This is a genomic window from Pseudomonas sp. FSL R10-2189 (genome assembly GCF_009600325.1).
GTDB classification, from domain to species: Bacteria; Pseudomonadota; Gammaproteobacteria; order Pseudomonadales; family Pseudomonadaceae; genus Aquipseudomonas; species Aquipseudomonas helleri.
The window spans coordinates 117,049-132,440 of the sequence record NZ_WIVZ01000010.1; the positions used below are offsets into that span (position 1 = coordinate 117,049).

A 15,392-nucleotide genomic window follows, 5' to 3' on the forward strand; every position below is an offset into this window, starting at 1 on the left:
CGGCGCTGTGCACCTCCGGCTTCTGCCTTTAAGCTGTCCGGGTATGTGCCGGTGGGCGTCACTTCATAAGCTGCAGGCGTTATGACTCTTATTCTTGGTATTGACCCGGGTTCGCGAATCACCGGCTATGGCGTAGTGCAAGACACTGGGCGTGGCTGTGTGTACGTGGCCTCGGGGTGTATTCGTACGGGCGGCGGCGAACTGCATGAACGTTTGCAGATCGTCTATCGCGGGGTGCGTGAGGTTATTCAGACCTACGGCCCGGTCACCATGGGCATTGAAAAAGTCTTTATGGCCCGCAATGCCGACTCGGCCTTGAAGCTGGGCCAGGCCAGAGGGGCTGCAATTGTCGCGGGCGCCGAAGAAAGCCTGGAGATTGCCGAATATTCTGCAACACAAATCAAGCAGGCCGTAGCGGGGACGGGCGGGGCGAATAAAGAGCAGGTGATGATGATGGTCATGCACTTGCTCAAGCTCACCACCAAGCCACAGATCGATGCTTCTGATGCGCTGGCGATTGCTTTGTGCCATGCGCATACCCGTTCCAGCCTGTTGCCTCATGGTTTGGGGGCGGCGCGCCGCCGTGGCGGGCGTTTGCGTCTCTGAAAAGGGCCTTTTAGCCTGATTAAACTTGCTAACAGGGCTGCACCTGCAATGATGCGGCTCTGTTGTTCTACTTGTCAGCCATTGATCTGGCCAGAGAAAAGGATCTGAACGTGATTGGACGCTTGCGTGGCACTCTGGCTGAAAAACAGCCGCCGCACTTGATTCTCGATGTAAACGGCTTGGGCTATGAGGTCGAAGTACCCATGACCACGCTGTATCGTTTGCCTTCTATTGGTGAGCCGCTGACCCTGCACACGCACTTGGTGGTTCGCGAAGACGCGCAGTTGCTCTATGGTTTCAGTGGTAAGCGTGAGCGTGACTTCTTTCGTGAGCTGATCCGCCTGAATGGCGTCGGTCCCAAGCTCGCGCTGGCCTTGATGTCCAGTTTGGAAGTTGATGAGCTGGTGCGTTGCGTGCAGGCTCAGGACACCTCGGCCTTGACCAAGGTGCCGGGGGTCGGCAAAAAAACAGCCGAACGGTTACTGGTTGAACTCAAGGATCGCTTTAAGGCCTGGGAGCTAGTGCCGAGCATGTTTGCGTTGGTGCCTAACCAGCCGGATGCACCAGTACCGGTGGCCAGTGCCGAGAGTGATGCGGTCAGCGCTTTGATCTCGCTGGGGTATAAACCTCAGGAAGCGAGCAAAGCGGTGTCGGCCATCAAAGACAAAACGTTGAGCAGTGAAGACATGATTCGCCGTGCCCTTAAGGGAATGATTTAAGTGATTGAAGCTGATCGTTTGATAACCGCCTCGAGTGGGCGCGACCGGGAAGACGTGCAGGATCGTGCGATCCGCCCTTTGAGCCTGGGGGATTACATTGGTCAGCCAGCTGTGCGTGAGCAGATGGAGCTGTTTATTCAAGCGGCTCGCGGGCGCGCAGAATCGCTGGACCACACGCTGATCTTTGGCCCGCCCGGTTTGGGCAAAACCACGTTGGCCAACATCATTGCCCAGGAAATGGGCGTGTCGATCAAGAGCACCTCGGGCCCTGTACTTGAACGGCCCGGTGATCTTGCGGCATTGCTGACCAATCTTGAGCCCCACGACGTGCTGTTTATCGATGAAATTCATCGACTGTCGCCGATTGTGGAAGAGGTCTTGTACCCGGCCATGGAAGACTTCCAGCTCGACATCATGATCGGTGAAGGGCCGGCTGCGCGCTCGATCAAACTGGATTTGCCGCCCTTTACCCTGGTGGGCGCGACGACCCGTGCCGGGATGCTGACCAACCCATTGCGCGATCGTTTCGGGATTGTTCAGCGGCTAGAGTTCTATAGTACGGATGACCTGGCAACGATCGTCAGCCGTTCGGCCAGCATTTTTGGTTTGCCGCTTGATCCGGAAGGCGCCTATGAAATCGCTCGTCGGGCGCGGGGTACGCCGCGTATCGCCAATCGTCTGCTGCGCCGGGTGCGTGATTTTGCCGAAGTGCGCGCCAAGGGGCACATCACCAAGGCGGTAGCAGATCTGGCGCTAAACCTGCTGGACGTGGATGAACATGGTTTCGATCATCAGGACCGGCGTTTGCTGCTGACCATGATCGAGAAGTTCGATGGTGGGCCGGTGGGTATCGATAACCTTGCCGCCGCCATCAGCGAGGAGCGTCACACCATTGAGGATGTGCTGGAGCCGTACCTGATTCAGCAGGGCTACATCATGCGTACGCCTCGGGGTCGAGTGGTGACGCGACATGCTTATTTACACTTTGGCTTGAACATTCCGTCACGACTGGGTGAAACCCCCGCTGTGGATGGTTTTTTGAGCGCTGTGGATGATTAATCAAGCGATCTGCAACTGATTTTTTTGCGCTTTTTGCTGTCTCAAGGGCTGGCGCTAAAAAACTTGGGTATTAAAGTCTAAGAAGCGTAAAAAACAGTGGTTTGGCGGATTGGCAACCTGAGGAGTAAGCACTAGAGTATGCGCGCGCAAAACAGGCTTGAGCCGTTCGCACATCGCTGTCGCGTTTATTACGAAGACACCGATGCGGGTGGCGTCGTGTATTACGTAAATTATCTTAAGTTTATGGAGCGGGCTCGAACCGAAAGGCTGCGGGAGCTGGGCTTTGCCCAATCCGAGCTGGCAGGCGAGAACCTGTTATTTGTCGTGCATTCCAGCGAGGCGCGTTACCACGCACCGGCGCGACTGGACGACGAACTGTTGATCAGCGCTCAAGTAACAGAACTCAACCGTGCCAGCCTGCGTTTCAAGCAGCAGGTCTGGCGGGCTGCGGATACAACCTTGCTCTGTGAAGGGCAGTTTTTGGTGGCCTGTGTGCGCGCCAATAGTTTTAAACCCCGGGCCATTCCCGAAGCTTTACGTACGGCCTTTGCCGACGTAAGCGGCGCGGGTAAACATTTAGAGCAGGAGATAAAGCGTGGAAGCTAACGTCGTCGACCATTCCTCCATGTGGAGTTTGGTCAGCAATGCCAGCATTGTGGTGCAGTTGGTAATGTTGACCTTGCTGGCTGCATCGGTTACCTCGTGGATTATGATTTTTCAGCGCAGCACCATGCTGCGTGCCGGTCGACGTGCCCTGGACAGCTTTGAGGAGCGTTTCTGGTCGGGCATCGATTTGTCAAAACTGTATCGTCAGGCGGGCAGCAACCCGGACCCTGATTCTGGCGTTGAACAAATCTTCCGCGCCGGTTTCAAAGAGTTCTCGCGTTTGCGTCAACAGCCGGGCGTTGACCCGGAAGCCGTCATGGAAGGTGTTGCGCGTGCCATGCGTGTAGCGATTTCGCGCGAAGAAGAAAAACTGGAGCAAAGCCTGCCGTTCCTGGCAACCGTTGGTTCGGTCAGCCCGTACATCGGTCTGTTCGGTACCGTGTGGGGCATCATGAACTCCTTCCGTGGTCTGGCGACGGCTCAGCAAGCCACCCTGGCAACTGTTGCACCGGGTATTGCTGAAGCACTGGTTGCAACCGCGATTGGTTTGTTCGCTGCCATCCCGGCTGTTATTGCTTACAACCGCTTTGCTGCACGTAGCGAAACGCTGATCAGCCGCTACTACACCTTCGCCGATGAATTCCAGGCGATCCTGCACCGTAAAGTGCACACCAGCGAAGAATAAGCAGGTAATTTCCAATGGCTTTAATCGCTCGAGCTCGCAAGAAGCGCAAGCCGGTTGCCGAAATGAACGTAGTGCCTTACATCGACGTGATGCTGGTGCTGCTGGTGATTTTCATGGTGACTGCACCGATGCTCAACCAGGGTGTGAAAGTTGATTTGCCCAAGGTCTCCAGCGAGGCCTTGCCGCAAGACAACAACACTCAGGTTCTGACAATTTCGATCAAGGCTGACAAGACCTATTACTGGAACCTTGGCAGTGAAGTTGACACCGATAAACAAATGGACAAGGCGATGACCTTGCCTCAGATGACTGATGCGGTGACCAAGATCATCCGCGCGGGCAACGAGGGCGGCAAGCAGACCCAGGTCTTTATTCGCGGTGACAAAACCGTGGATTACGGCGCTGTAATGGGTGCCATGGGTGGCCTGCAAAAAGCAGGGGTCGGTAACGTTGGCTTGATTACCGAGGCTCCCTGATGCGCGACCAGCGGGAGCCGTCCGCCTCTGAAAATTATTTTTGGCCTACCGTCTGGGCTGTAGGGCTGCACGTCCTGATTTTCGGCATGCTGTTCGCCAGCTTTGCCATGACGCCAGAATTGCCGCCCGCAAAACCCATTGTTCAAGCTACTTTGTATCAACTGAAGTCAAAAAGTCAGGCGACGACTCAAACCAATCAGAAGATTGCGGGTGAGGCGAAGAAATCAGCTGCGCGTCAGACTGAAGTCGAACAGATGGAGCAGAAGAAGGTTGAGCAGGAAGCTGTAAAAGCCGCGGAACAAAAGAAACAAGAGGTTGCCGAGAAGGCAACTGAAGCGAAGAAAGCTGACGAAGCCAAAAAAGCGGACGAGGCCAAGAAGGCGGACGAGGCTAAAAAAGCCGACGAAGCCAAGAAGGCCGATGACGCGAAGAAAGCTGACGATGCCAAAAAGGCAGCGGACGCTAAAAAGGCTGAAGAGAAAAAGCTGGCTGATATCGCTAAAAAGAAAGCTGACGACGAGGCTAAAAAAGCCGCTGAAGAAGAGGCCAAGAAACAGGCCGCTGAAGACGCGAAGAAAAAAGCCGCTGAGGATGCCAAGAAAAAGGCCGCCGCAGACGACGCGAAGAAGAAAGCTGCTGAAGATGCCAAGAAGAAAGCCACTGCTGAAGCTGCCAAGAAAAAGGCCGTAGAAGCAGCGCGTAAATCTGCCGAAGAGAAAAAGGCCCAGGCCTTGGCGGATTTGCTTTCTGATACGCCGCAACGCCAGCAAGCGTTGGCAGACGAGCAGGGTGATGAGGTCGCCGGTAACTTTGATGACCTGATTCGCTCTCGCGCTGCAGAGGGTTGGGCGCGTCCACCTTCGGCCCGTAAGAACATGAAGGTTGTGCTGCAAATTGGCATGTTGCCAGATGGCACGGTAACGTCGGTGACGGTTGCCAAGTCCAGTGGTGATGGTCCGTTTGACAGTTCGGCTGTGGCAGCGGTCAAAAACATTGGCCGTTTAACGGAAATGCAAGGCTTGAAGCCTAGCGATTTTAATCCTTACCGATCATTCAAGATGACATTCACACCTGAGGATCTAGCCTTGTGATTAAATTTTTTCGAGGACTGCTCGTCATTGTCTGCTGCATGGCAGGGATGGCTGTAGCTGAAGAAAAGAACATCCTGGTTACCAGCGGTAGCGACCGGGCAACACCTATTGCAGTCGTGCCGTTCGGCTGGCAGGGCGGCACTGTTCTGCCTGACGACATCGCTGAAATTGTGGGTAACGACCTGCGTAACTCGGGTTACTACTCACCGATTCCAAAGCAGAACATGATCAGCCAGCCGACCCAGGCCAGCGAAGTCATCTTCCGTGACTGGAAGGCGCTGGGCGCACAGTACGTGATGGTCGGTAATATCGTGCCAGCGGGCGGCCGCCTGCAGGTGCAATATGCCTTGTTCAACGTGTCGACCGAGCAGCCGGTGCTGACCGGCAGCGTGTCGGGTACAACTGAGCAACTGCGCGACATGGCGCACTACATTTCTGACCAGTCGTTTGAAAAACTGACCGGAATCAGAGGTGCGTTTTCGACCCGTCTGCTCTACGTGACGGCCGAGCGTGCCAGTGTCAACAACACCCGCTACACCCTGCAGCGCTCCGACTACGATGGCGCGCGTGCGGTGACCCTGCTGCAATCGCGCGAGCCGATCCTGTCGCCACGCTTTGCACCGGATGGCAAGCGCATCGCTTATGTATCGTTCGAGCAGAAGCGTCCGCGCATCTTCGTTCAGAACATCGATACTGGCCACCGTGAGCAAGTCACCAACTTTGAAGGCCTGAACGGTGCGCCAGCCTGGTCGCCGGATGGTTCGAAGCTGGCGTTTGTGCTGTCTAAAGACGGCAACCCGGACATCTACGTGATGAACATGGCTTCGCGCCAGATCACCCGCGTGACCAACGGTCCTGGCATCAACACCGAGCCATTCTGGGGCAAGGATGGTTCGACCATCTACTTCACGTCTGACCGTGGCGGTAAGCCACAAGTCTACAAAACCACGATCGGTAGTGGTGCAGCGCAGCGCGTGACCTTTATCGGTAACTACAACGCCAACCCTAAGCTGTCGGCGGATGAAAAGACCTTGGTCATGATTCACCGTCAGGACGGATTTACCAATTTCCGTGTTGCGGCTCAAGATTTGGAAAGAGGAAGTGTAAAAATCCTCACAGATACTAACCTTGATGAGTCAGCTACTGTTGCGCCCAACGGCACCATGGTAATCTACGCCACCCGCCAGCAGGGCCGGGGAGTCTTGATGCTCGTGTCCATCAATGGACGCGTAAGGCTCCCTCTTCCTACCGCTCAAGGCGAAGTCAGAGAACCTTCCTGGTCCCCTTACCTGAACTGACGTGGTGATAGATTCAAGTTGCACATAACACTTGGGGTTCATTAGGAGTTTTACGATGGAAATGCTGAAGTTTGGTAAATTCGCTGCGCTGGCACTGGCCATGGCTGTAGCTGTAGGTTGCTCGTCCAAAGGCGGCGACAATGCCGGTGAAGGCGCTGCTGTTGATCCAAACGCTGGTTACGGCGCAAACACAGGCGCTGTTGATGGCTCCCTGAGCGAAGAAGCTGCTCTGCGTGCCATTACTGTTTTCTACTTCGAATATGATTCTTCGGACCTGAAACCAGAAGCAATGCGCGCTCTGGACGTTCACGCTAAAGACCTGAAAGCTAGCGGCGCTCGCGTCGTTCTGGAAGGTAACACTGACGCCCGTGGTACTCGTGAGTACAACATGGCACTGGGCGAGCGTCGTGCGAAAGCCGTTCAACGCTACCTGGTACTGCAAGGTGTTTCTCCAGCACAACTGGAGCTGGTGTCCTACGGTAAAGAGCGTCCAGTTGCTACTGGCAACGACGAACAGTCGTGGGCTCAGAACCGTCGCGTCGAACTGCGTAAGTAATTCGTCATGCGAACGTGCCGCCGTGCTGTAACTATTCTGACTCTCAGCCTCATGCCGCTAGCGGCATGGGCTGCGGTTCCTGTGGTCGATGACAACTCTGGCAATAGCGGGGGGAGTTATCCATCACCGGGTTATGGTGCGAGCGGCGCCTATGCCGGGGGAGGGGTTTCGACCCCTGTCTCGGCACAGGGCGAGCTGTTCAACCAACTGCAACAAATGCAGGATCAGATCTCACGCCAACAGGGTGTGATCGAAGTTTTGCAAAATGATATTTCACGCATGAAGCAAGAAAGCCTGGAGCGATACCAGGAACTTGATCGGCGTATTGGTACGGGCGCTCCTGCAGCTGCCGCACCTGATAATTCTGCTGCCGGTGGTGGTGCTGTCGCCGGTAATACTGCAGCGCCTGCACCTCAGGCTGCTGCCAGCTCGGAACCGGGTGATCCAGCGAAAGAAAAGCTCTACTACGATGCTGCTTTCGACTTGATCAAAGCCAAGGATTTCGACAAAGCCAGCCAGGCCTTTGCTGCCTTTCTGCGCAAATACCCAAACAGCCAATACGCGGGCAATGCTCAGTACTGGTTGGGTGAAGTGAGCTTGGCCAAAGGCGACCTGCAAGGTGCTGGTCAGGCCTTCGCCAAAGTGAGCCAGCTATATCCCAAGCACGCCAAAGTGCCGGATTCGCTCTACAAGCTGGCTGACGTAGAGCGCCGTCTGGGCCATACCGACAAAGTAAAAGGCATCTTGCAACAGGTTGTTGCACAGTATCCTGGCACGTCGGCGGCACAGTTGGCCCAGCGCGATTTGCAGCGCATGTAAGCCATACGAAGCTTTCATCGAGAAACCCGCGCTTGACGCGGGTTTTTTCGTTAGAATCCACGCCCTTTTATGAAATACGCTCTTCTGAGTCCTGCGAGTGCAGATTCTTTAGAGTGCCTGACGGAGGCGGACAGCCTGTTTAGCTGTTACGCCCGTGGCGGATATGCAAGACACATTGAGAATTACCGAAGTTTTTTACTCTTTGCAGGGTGAAACGCGAACGGCTGGCCTGCCCACCGTTTTTGTACGTCTAACGGGCTGCCCATTGCGCTGCCAGTATTGCGACAGTGCCTACGCCTTCAGTGGCGGCACCGTGCGCTCCCTCGACAGCATTCTTGAGCAAGTGGCCGATTTTCGTCCGCGCTACGTGTGCGTGACGGGTGGCGAGCCCTTGGCGCAGCCTAATGCCATTCCATTGCTTAAACAGCTTTGCGACGCGGGTTACGACGTCTCTATCGAGACCAGTGGTGCGCTGGATATTTCGGCTGTCGACCCACGCGTCAGTCGTGTCCTCGATCTCAAAACACCAGGCTCCAAAGAGTCCCATCGCAACCTCTACGAAAACATCGCGTTGTTGACGCCGCATGACCAGGTCAAGTTCGTGATCTGCTCGCGCGAGGACTACGACTGGGCAGTGTCCAAGCTGATTGAATACGGCTTGGAGCGACGCGCCGGTGAAGTGCTGTTTTCGCCGAGCCATCACGACCTGCCGGCCCGAGATCTGGCCGACTGGATTGTCGCGGACAACTTGCCTGTGCGTTTGCAAATGCAACTGCATAAATATCTTTGGAATGACGAGCCGGGGCGCTGAAATGACTGAACACACTGCTGTCACTGAAAAAAGAGCGGTAATTTTGCTGTCCGGCGGCCTCGACTCGGCCACCGTCGTGGCCATGGCGCGCGCTGAAGGTTACCGCTGCTACACCATGAGCTTTGATTACGGCCAGCGCCATCGTGCCGAGCTCGACGCCGCAGCACGTGTTGCCCGCGACCTGGGCGCGGTTGAGCACAAAGTCATTGGCTTGAACCTGGACGGTATTGGCGGCTCAGCCCTGACCGACAGCTCCATTGATGTACCCGAAGCACCCAGCGAAGGCATCCCGGTAACCTACGTGCCGGCTCGTAACACCGTATTCCTGTCATTGGCCTTGGGCTGGGCAGAAGTGCTGCAGGCGCGGGACATCTTCATTGGCGTCAATGCCGTGGACTATTCCGGCTACCCGGATTGCCGTCCGGAGTTCGTAGAAGCCTTCGAAGCCATGGCCAACCTGGCGACCAAAGCCGGTGTTGAGGGGCAGGGCTTTCGCATCAAAGCGCCACTGCAAAACATGAGCAAGGCGCAGATCGTCCAAGCGGGAATCAAGCTCGGCGTGGATTACTCACTCACCGTATCCTGCTACCAGGCCGACGCCCAAGGCCAAGCCTGCGGCAAATGTGACAGCTGCCGCCTGCGCGCAGAAGGCTTTCAAGCGGCCGGCGTTTCGGACCCAACACGTTACTTTTGATTTATTTCACATTTATTTTTAACAAGGTGTTGAATTCTCGTTAAAAATCAGTATTATACGCACCACAACGAAGCGGGTCGTTAGCTCAGTTGGTAGAGCAGTTGGCTTTTAACCAATTGGTCGTAGGTTCGAATCCCACACGACCCACCATATGCAACATCAAAACAGCCGGTACGCACCTCAGGGTCTACCGGCTTTTTTGTGCCTGAAATTCGGTGGGACGCGCAGACTGAAAGGCAAAAAGTTCACCATGCACTTGCTGACATGCAGCCGTCTTAGGGCGAACAGTAGTTTCGCGCCGGGGTGATGTCAATCTGCAGTAGCCCACTGGCGGTGCCATTTGATCAAAATACGAATTGTCTGTCGGACGACGTTCCTTGCTAGGTAGGAATGTTCGTATATCAATAGTGTTGCTGTCAGTTGAACGTATCTGAAACAGGCTCCGCATCCATAAGCCACTGACATGAACCTTGTACGCGTTAACCCCAATCATAATTTTTTATACAGCCACGCGTGATCATGAGGGCGAAGAGGGTTGAGGGTTCTGAACCATCGTCTCTATTATGCCAGTTGCGAGCGGGTGTTCAGGCCGGATTTGGCCAAAGTCCCCATCGTGGTGCTCAGCAATAACGATGGCTGTGTGATCGCCCGCAGTTATGACGCCAAGCCGTTTGTGAAAATGGGCGAGCCGTATTTTCAGATCAAGCAGCGGTTGGAGCAGCACGGCATTATTGCGTTCTCTTCGAACTATGCGCTGTATGGCGACATGAGCGAGCGGGTCATGAGCCTGATTGAGTCGATGGTGCCAGCGGCGGAGGTCTACAGCATTGATGAGTCGTTCGCCGACTTTACGGGCCTTCCGGACGCCACCGCCATGGGGCGGGCGTTGCGCGCCAGGATCCTGAAGTGCACGGGTATTCCTGTCGGGGTGGGGATCGGCCCCTCTTGACCAAGGCGGCGGTCGAATCGCTCACCCATGTTTTTCAGCCCGGGTTCAAATACAGCAAGGCCGAGGTGTTGCTCATGGATCTACGACAACCGGGCGAGTTCTCGGATGATCTGTTTGCGGTTAATCAGCCCGCAGAGGCGACCAGGGTGATGGCCGTTCTGGATCAAATTAACACGCGCTGGGGCAGGGGCACGCTACGGGCTGCCAGTGTGCCCAGCAAGCCGGATTGGGGCATGCGCAGGGAAATGATGAGTCAAAGCTATACGATCCGGCTGGATCAATTGTGGCGACTGTCGTGTCATTAGCAGCAGGACACAACCCCACCCGGTAGCGATGGGGCTGCCCATGGGCTGACGCTAAACCCATACCGTTACGGTACGTCTTGCAGCCCCAAGGTCACGTCGTCAATGATCGCTTTCGCCATCTCGCTGAGGTAGTGCGACGCCCAGCGCATGCTTTCGTGGCCATCGTCCATGGCGCCCAGGTACGAGAGCGTGTTGACGCAGTTCAACAGCAAAGAGGCATGTTGCAGGGCTTCTTCACCTGAGACACCGGCAATGACGCTGAACAGGCGCTGGTTCTCTGCGTTGCAGGTGCCAAAGGTGGCGCCGCCAACGGTTTTGATCAACGGTGAGACGTTCATAAGGCACCTCGTTTCGCATTGAGGAGTTGGACGTTGTGCAGGGCGACAGTACGCGTCGGGCATTTTTTGAACGGATTGAGAGCGTGCATCTGGCATTACTCCTATTGTTGAGGAGCTGCCACGAACCGCCGTCAAACGATTTAGGGTGGCAGCTGTGCGCAGGTTGACGGACCGGGACAATAGGAAACCCGGCAGACCCGAAGGTCTCCCACGCACAGCCGCCATTAACGAAGATGCGGACGCAAAAAAAGCGCCTGCAATCGTAATGGGGGCGCCTGTGCGCCTATTGTTAATCGGGCCGTCAAACCCGTTCGCTGATGTGCAGCGACGTCGAAAGGGTAACGCTCAGGTCCTTAAAGTGCAACCGCGAGCCGGTTTCTCATTCAAGTTAAACCGGCCTCAAACCGAAGCATCGCAGCGCGCGCCCACCAATCCATGTCTGCTCAGCGCTTCAGCGCCTAAAGAGGCATTACCAACTGCCATACGGGATGCCATAGCGTTCGACATAGCGTTTCGAAGGTTCTTCTTGCGGACGGTATTTTCCATTTGATTTGCCTTGGTACGGGCCCAACGGCTCAATCTCTGCTTGGGCGCTGGAGACCAAGACCCTGCCCAAGCAGTTGTCCTTCACCCAAGCCTTGATAACGCCTCCTGGTGCCACGCCAATTATTGCCAATGCCGAGTAGTTCGCTGCATCATTTGGCCAGTCAGGGCAACGACGCGCAGTGGAGCCGCGCATGATGCTCCGGGCGTTTTCAGGAATTTCGATCCAGCCTTTATAGGTTTTCTGCTCAACGACGGATTGCCAACGCACGAAGATACGTTTGGGCAAATCAGCACCCGTAATAGGGTAAAGGTTTCTTCCTAGAGTGCCCCAGCCCCGGGCGTATTCTTTGTCCAGCCCTGGGTCACCAGACCCAAGCGCCCCTCCAGGCCCTCTGAACCATCGACCTTTCATATCCTCGACAGTGATGTGCTCAACCCAGCCGGACATATAAGAAGGGCCAATGTAATCAAGATTCCAAGAATCGTCCTTGGGGTCGTTTGCACCCGACAGTGGGTCGCGGCTGCAGCCGAGGATTATCAAAAAAACCAACTGTGCGCCTGAGATTCTTAAGTGTTTCATAACTGCCACCGGGGTACGTGAACATGAGGGTGGCGAACACGAACGCCGTCCTCCATAGGGGAGTTGAGGTACAGCAGCGTGATGGTCCTACCTTTGGCATTCCCCCAAGGGTGGTTCCAGTGAGCCGAGGTATGGATATAGCGGCGTCGCAGCAATGTGTCTTCGGCGGGGCTAGTGCTGTAATCACCTGCGATGAACTTGTCGCATAACGGCTGGAGTTCAGATGGGAGGGCAAAGTCAGAATCACTCGGATCAAGGTCTAGAAATGGCACTTTCTTAGCCGTTGCCTGCGTGTGCATCACCCGCAAGTACACCCTTGATAGCTCCCCCCTTACGTGACGTCTGATCTGTAAACCTGCATAAACTCTTTTACTTTCGGGCGTCATCCAGTCTTGGTTGTCGTAGGGAAGGCGCTCGGCTTCCGGGGTCACAATGTGCAGCATATCCTCAGGCCAGCCTTCGGCGACCCAGCTGGCTTTTGCCTCCACAGCATCGCGGTAAATGGATGTTTCCAGGATGTTCTGATCAATTGGCACATCTAGAGTCTGCATGGGTGTCAGCATTAATGTTTCTTGCGACTGAGGCAGATAACCGCCACCGATGTCCGAGTGCACCCCTTGCAGGTTGATTTCCAGATGGTCCGGGCCGACCTCGCTCAAGGCAAAGTTAAAGCGTTTCTCGTCTCTGGCGGTTAATTGCACTACGTTTTGTATAGCGTTTGGATTTAAATAAAGTTCCAGCCGAGGGATGTGACGACTGCTTAAATTACCCAGGTTATCCCATCCGACAATTGAGGCAACGGTGTCAAATAACCCGACAAACCCCATATCGATACAGCTGGAGTTAGGAACAAAAGAGTGGCTGAATTTGAGCTTTGTTCTGCGAAGTGATTCGCCCAAGAAACCATTTGAGCCCTTGGCAACATGATTGGCGAAATGTCGAGCAGCGGCGGCTCCCCGACTAAAACCAAAAATATCGAAGGTTATGAATCTGAGTTCAGCATCCGGGTGTTCTTGATATAAATCATTCATTACGCCAAGGATTTTTTGAAACGCTTGCCCAACACGCTCCTCAACGCCTGTCCCGCCGCGTCCTGCTCCAGAACCCAACAAGCTGTCTTTCTCCGCAACCTGAGTGCCTATACCTTCGAGATAGAGTTTGCCGTAGGCGTTTTTATGTTTATCGTGACCTACCAACTTGAGGCTTGAGGTGTACAACCCAAACAACTTGGCCACGTTGCTTAGATCATTCCCATAGCTTCTTTCAGAGTCGGCCATGTAGGGCTTACAGCTACCCTCCAGATCTTCAGCCCGTACGGGGTGGTGGGCGCCGCAGCGTATACCGTCGAAGACGTTGCTGGCGTTGTTGCCGGTGCCGTCGAAGAACACACCGATGCGCAGGCTCAGATCGAATTTTTTGGCGCGCTCTTCCTGTTGTTGCTGCTCGTAGTACTCGAAGCCTTTTTGGTAGCGGGCTGCATCGGCTTGCGCAATATGATCGTAGCTGCGGTGTTCAGCCTCTTGATCGGCCAGTTCTTTGGCGGTCATGTCGTCGAGATATTTATGACCTCCCTCACCCCCCACATGGCGCCAGATTTTGTTGGGTACGTCTTTATTCGCCATCTGAGTACTTTCGCTTTTGAAAAGCGTGAACTTTAGGTGGCTGAGGCGAACATGGATGTAGGAGGGATCAGGTAGGTGCCGAAGGAAAAAAACGTTATTTGCGTAGGTGCTGAAGGGTTCGGTCTTTTGAGAAACGGTTGTGTCATTGATGCCTGTTTACCGTAGATATCCGCTTGTTCGGTTTGCAGCAGGAGAGGATGGGTTAGTGCTGAACGGGATTGAGTTAAAGATACTTTTTGAAGCTTGAGACGGTGATTTAGATGGATAACAAATAGCTGGTGGATGCCGGGAACCCACCCACTGCCGAGTAACTCCCCGAGAGCTCAACGGGATCGCGTGGCTGGGCACGGCTGGGGGTCAGATAGTTTTCAAGGCCTTGGCGGATACGCTCGATGTCAGCAGCCAAACGCGAATAGTCAAATAAGTAGCGCTGGCCCGGCTCGTCAGCCACTCGGGGGCTGCGGCGAGCACTGTTTTCCAGTGCGGTGAGCTGGCTAATCATGACGGCCAGGTTGGAGTGTTCAGAGGCGGAGGTCGCCACTGCATGAGCGATCGGCAGGCCGCACCCGCAAGCTGCGATGAGGCCAGTCAGCAAGAGGCGGCAATTGAGGAGATTAGGGCGCGGAGACTGGATCACGGCTGATTTCTGGTAATTCGTGTTGCTGCCAGAGTGCCGATCTTTGTGGAGAGGGGCTGCAAGAAATGAATATTTGGTGGAGGTGGGTTTTTTTGATGTGACAGAGGTCGACATCAATCAAATATTAGGATTGCAATGTCATAAATCATATTTGAGCCGTTTTGATAATATATTCATACATGACTTGTAAGTAATACTTAGAAAAAGTAGGATATTTTTGTTCTTTTATTTTGCTGTATTTGTGGGTGGTTTTTTGTGCTTGTTTAATGTTTTGGGAGCTAATTCAGAAATGACTAAGGTCGAGGTGCTGTTATGAATGCTATATCTGGTTTTGATCCGGTTATGCCATGGAGTGGCTATGCGGTTGCTAAGGGCTATATGGATAAGTTGAACAAGTTTGGACATGTGGTCATGGCATTGGCAGGGAGTAATTTGGTATTTTTTGTTGTGACGCCGATAATCGCAATGGTGTTTTCATTAGTGGCATTTATAATTGCTTTGTATCTTGGTAAAGATTATCGTCGTTATGATAAGGAGTTAATTAAAATAACTAATATTTTTGGGTTGGTGAAGATTTTAACGCGTGCATGGCAGTTTTGGGTTGCGATGTTTTTATTTCTAAGTCTTGGGGTGGGTATTGTCCAGTGGCCACAAATCGAGATCTATAAAGCATTTGTTTCGTGGGTTGGGTTTTTGGGGTTGATTTTTGATTTTTTTGTAAGGTCAAAAATTTAATGCGTTATGAGTTTAAGGGGGGAAGTGGATTTTTGGCCAATCAAAAGGTATGAGAAAGGCTGGGTGCTATCGATTAAGCAAGGTGCTTAAATGGAACACAATTCAGCTGGGCTGAGTATGTGTTCCAATTAACGGATCACTAAACTCAGCCATTTTTTTGAAGAGGGTGGCGTAGTTATTTCCGGCTCTTCGCATTTAAGGGTGTAGAAAAAATCTGACCGGCTGGAAAAGGAGTCGAGGATCTTAGAAAATGTAAGCTC

At 54.0% G+C, this 15,392-nt stretch carries 17 protein-coding genes, 1 tRNA gene and 1 pseudogene; 15 read left to right on the forward strand and 4 right to left on the reverse strand.

Features of this window, described 5'->3' with window-relative positions:
* The first annotated feature begins 81 nt into the window (after positions 1–81).
* The 14 genes and pseudogenes from ruvC (at position 82) to GHO32_RS10485 (ending at position 10,674) form a co-directional block, all read left to right on the forward strand.
* Positions 82–606 (forward strand): crossover junction endodeoxyribonuclease RuvC, encoded by a 525-nt coding sequence (gene ruvC, locus GHO32_RS10420; protein WP_048390750.1) that lies wholly within the window; start codon positions 82–84, stop codon positions 604–606.
* 110 nt (positions 607–716) lie between these two features.
* The gene (gene ruvA, locus GHO32_RS10425; protein ID WP_368668473.1) at positions 717–1,325 is read left to right on the forward strand and encodes a Holliday junction branch migration protein RuvA; all 609 of its coding nucleotides are present in this window, start codon (positions 717–719) and stop codon (positions 1,323–1,325) included.
* Positions 1,326–2,384: a Holliday junction branch migration DNA helicase RuvB gene (ruvB, locus tag GHO32_RS10430; RefSeq protein ID WP_262126519.1), complete on the forward strand. Its 1,059-nt coding sequence runs from the start codon at positions 1,326–1,328 to the stop codon at positions 2,382–2,384.
* 138 nt (positions 2,385–2,522) lie between these two features.
* A complete protein-coding gene (gene ybgC, locus GHO32_RS10435) occupies positions 2,523–2,990 on the forward strand; it encodes a tol-pal system-associated acyl-CoA thioesterase (protein WP_153334974.1) in 468 nt (155 codons plus the stop codon).
* The gene (gene tolQ / locus GHO32_RS10440) at positions 2,980–3,675 is read left to right on the forward strand and encodes a protein TolQ (RefSeq protein ID WP_048370552.1); all 696 of its coding nucleotides are present in this window, start codon (positions 2,980–2,982) and stop codon (positions 3,673–3,675) included. Before ybgC ends, tolQ begins: the two co-directional genes overlap by 11 nt.
* Positions 3,676–3,698: 23 nt before the next feature.
* A complete protein-coding gene (tolR, locus tag GHO32_RS10445; RefSeq protein WP_162207691.1) occupies positions 3,699–4,151 on the forward strand; it encodes a protein TolR in 453 nt (150 codons plus the stop codon).
* Positions 4,151–5,242, forward strand: a complete 1,092-nt coding sequence (gene tolA, locus GHO32_RS10450; protein ID WP_153334975.1) for a cell envelope integrity protein TolA — start codon at positions 4,151–4,153, stop codon at positions 5,240–5,242. Before tolR ends, tolA begins: the two co-directional genes overlap by 1 nt.
* Before the next feature lie 38 nt (positions 5,243–5,280).
* Positions 5,281–6,540, forward strand: a complete 1,260-nt coding sequence (gene tolB, locus GHO32_RS10455) for a Tol-Pal system beta propeller repeat protein TolB (RefSeq protein ID WP_194286902.1) — start codon at positions 5,281–5,283, stop codon at positions 6,538–6,540.
* Between the two features lie 55 nt (positions 6,541–6,595).
* Complete coding sequence (gene pal, locus GHO32_RS10460) at positions 6,596–7,096, forward strand: peptidoglycan-associated lipoprotein Pal (RefSeq protein ID WP_048370547.1); 501 nt, start codon at positions 6,596–6,598, stop codon at positions 7,094–7,096.
* Between the two features lie 6 nt (positions 7,097–7,102).
* Positions 7,103–7,915 carry a tol-pal system protein YbgF gene (ybgF, locus tag GHO32_RS10465; RefSeq protein ID WP_153334976.1) on the forward strand — a complete coding sequence of 271 codons (813 nt, stop codon included), beginning with the start codon at positions 7,103–7,105 and terminating at the stop codon, positions 7,913–7,915.
* A 163-nt stretch (positions 7,916–8,078) separates the two neighbouring features.
* Positions 8,079–8,726, forward strand: a complete 648-nt coding sequence (gene queE / locus GHO32_RS10470; protein WP_153334977.1) for a 7-carboxy-7-deazaguanine synthase QueE — start codon at positions 8,079–8,081, stop codon at positions 8,724–8,726.
* 1 nt (position 8,727) lies between these two features.
* The gene (queC, locus tag GHO32_RS10475; RefSeq protein WP_178109977.1) at positions 8,728–9,420 is read left to right on the forward strand and encodes a 7-cyano-7-deazaguanine synthase QueC; all 693 of its coding nucleotides are present in this window, start codon (positions 8,728–8,730) and stop codon (positions 9,418–9,420) included.
* A 74-nt stretch (positions 9,421–9,494) separates the two neighbouring features.
* Positions 9,495–9,570, forward strand: a tRNA-Lys gene (locus GHO32_RS10480).
* A gap of 385 nt (positions 9,571–9,955) precedes the next feature.
* Positions 9,956–10,674, forward strand: a pseudogene (locus tag GHO32_RS10485) (DUF4113 domain-containing protein).
* 65 nt (positions 10,675–10,739) lie between these two features.
* Here the strand turns inward: GHO32_RS10485 and GHO32_RS10490 are convergent.
* The 4 genes from GHO32_RS10490 to GHO32_RS10505 all read right to left on the reverse strand — a co-directional run bounded on the left by GHO32_RS10490 (position 10,740) and on the right by GHO32_RS10505 (position 14,355).
* Positions 10,740–11,012, reverse strand: coding sequence for a DUF3077 domain-containing protein (locus GHO32_RS10490; RefSeq protein ID WP_153334978.1), 273 nt, complete (start codon positions 11,010–11,012; stop codon positions 10,740–10,742).
* Positions 11,013–11,481: 469 nt separating this feature from the next.
* Positions 11,482–12,138 carry a DUF2931 family protein gene (locus GHO32_RS10495; protein WP_153334979.1) on the reverse strand — a complete coding sequence of 219 codons (657 nt, stop codon included), beginning with the start codon at positions 12,136–12,138 and terminating at the stop codon, positions 11,482–11,484.
* Positions 12,135–13,760, reverse strand: a complete 1,626-nt coding sequence (locus GHO32_RS10500; RefSeq protein WP_153334980.1) for a DUF2235 domain-containing protein — start codon at positions 13,758–13,760, stop codon at positions 12,135–12,137. The genes GHO32_RS10495 and GHO32_RS10500 overlap by 4 nt, the downstream gene beginning before the upstream one ends.
* Positions 13,761–14,016: 256 nt before the next feature.
* Positions 14,017–14,355: an RAQPRD family integrative conjugative element protein gene (locus tag GHO32_RS10505; RefSeq protein WP_256665563.1), complete on the reverse strand. Its 339-nt coding sequence runs from the start codon at positions 14,353–14,355 to the stop codon at positions 14,017–14,019.
* A 354-nt stretch (positions 14,356–14,709) separates the two neighbouring features.
* Here GHO32_RS10505 and GHO32_RS10510 point away from each other — a divergent pair, with 354 nt between their 5' ends.
* On the forward strand, positions 14,710–15,132 hold the full coding sequence (locus tag GHO32_RS10510; protein WP_153334982.1) for a hypothetical protein: 423 nt from the start codon (positions 14,710–14,712) through the stop codon (positions 15,130–15,132).
* Positions 15,133–15,392: the final 260 nt, after the last annotated feature.

Bases quoted from the DNA above. Each gene is read 5' to 3' on its own strand.
- ybgF (WP_153334976.1), top strand. From the start codon at position 7,103: ATGCGAACGTGCCGCCGTGCTGTAACTATTCTGACTCTCAGCCTCATG.
- tolB (WP_194286902.1), top strand. From the start codon at position 5,281: ATGGCAGGGATGGCTGTAGCTGAAGAAAAGAACATCCTGGTTACCAGC.
- GHO32_RS10495 (WP_153334979.1), bottom strand. From the start codon at position 12,138: ATGAAACACTTAAGAATCTCAGGCGCACAGTTGGTTTTTTTGATAATC.
- ybgC (WP_153334974.1), top strand. From the start codon at position 2,523: ATGCGCGCGCAAAACAGGCTTGAGCCGTTCGCACATCGCTGTCGCGTT.
- queE (WP_153334977.1), top strand. From the start codon at position 8,079: ATGCAAGACACATTGAGAATTACCGAAGTTTTTTACTCTTTGCAGGGT.
- GHO32_RS10500 (WP_153334980.1), bottom strand. From the start codon at position 13,760: ATGGCGAATAAAGACGTACCCAACAAAATCTGGCGCCATGTGGGGGGT.
- queC (WP_178109977.1), top strand. From the start codon at position 8,728: ATGACTGAACACACTGCTGTCACTGAAAAAAGAGCGGTAATTTTGCTG.
- pal (WP_048370547.1), top strand. From the start codon at position 6,596: ATGGAAATGCTGAAGTTTGGTAAATTCGCTGCGCTGGCACTGGCCATG.
- tolA (WP_153334975.1), top strand. From the start codon at position 4,151: ATGCGCGACCAGCGGGAGCCGTCCGCCTCTGAAAATTATTTTTGGCCT.
- ruvC (WP_048390750.1), top strand. From the start codon at position 82: ATGACTCTTATTCTTGGTATTGACCCGGGTTCGCGAATCACCGGCTAT.
- GHO32_RS10510 (WP_153334982.1), top strand. From the start codon at position 14,710: ATGAATGCTATATCTGGTTTTGATCCGGTTATGCCATGGAGTGGCTAT.
- GHO32_RS10490 (WP_153334978.1), bottom strand. From the start codon at position 11,012: ATGAACGTCTCACCGTTGATCAAAACCGTTGGCGGCGCCACCTTTGGC.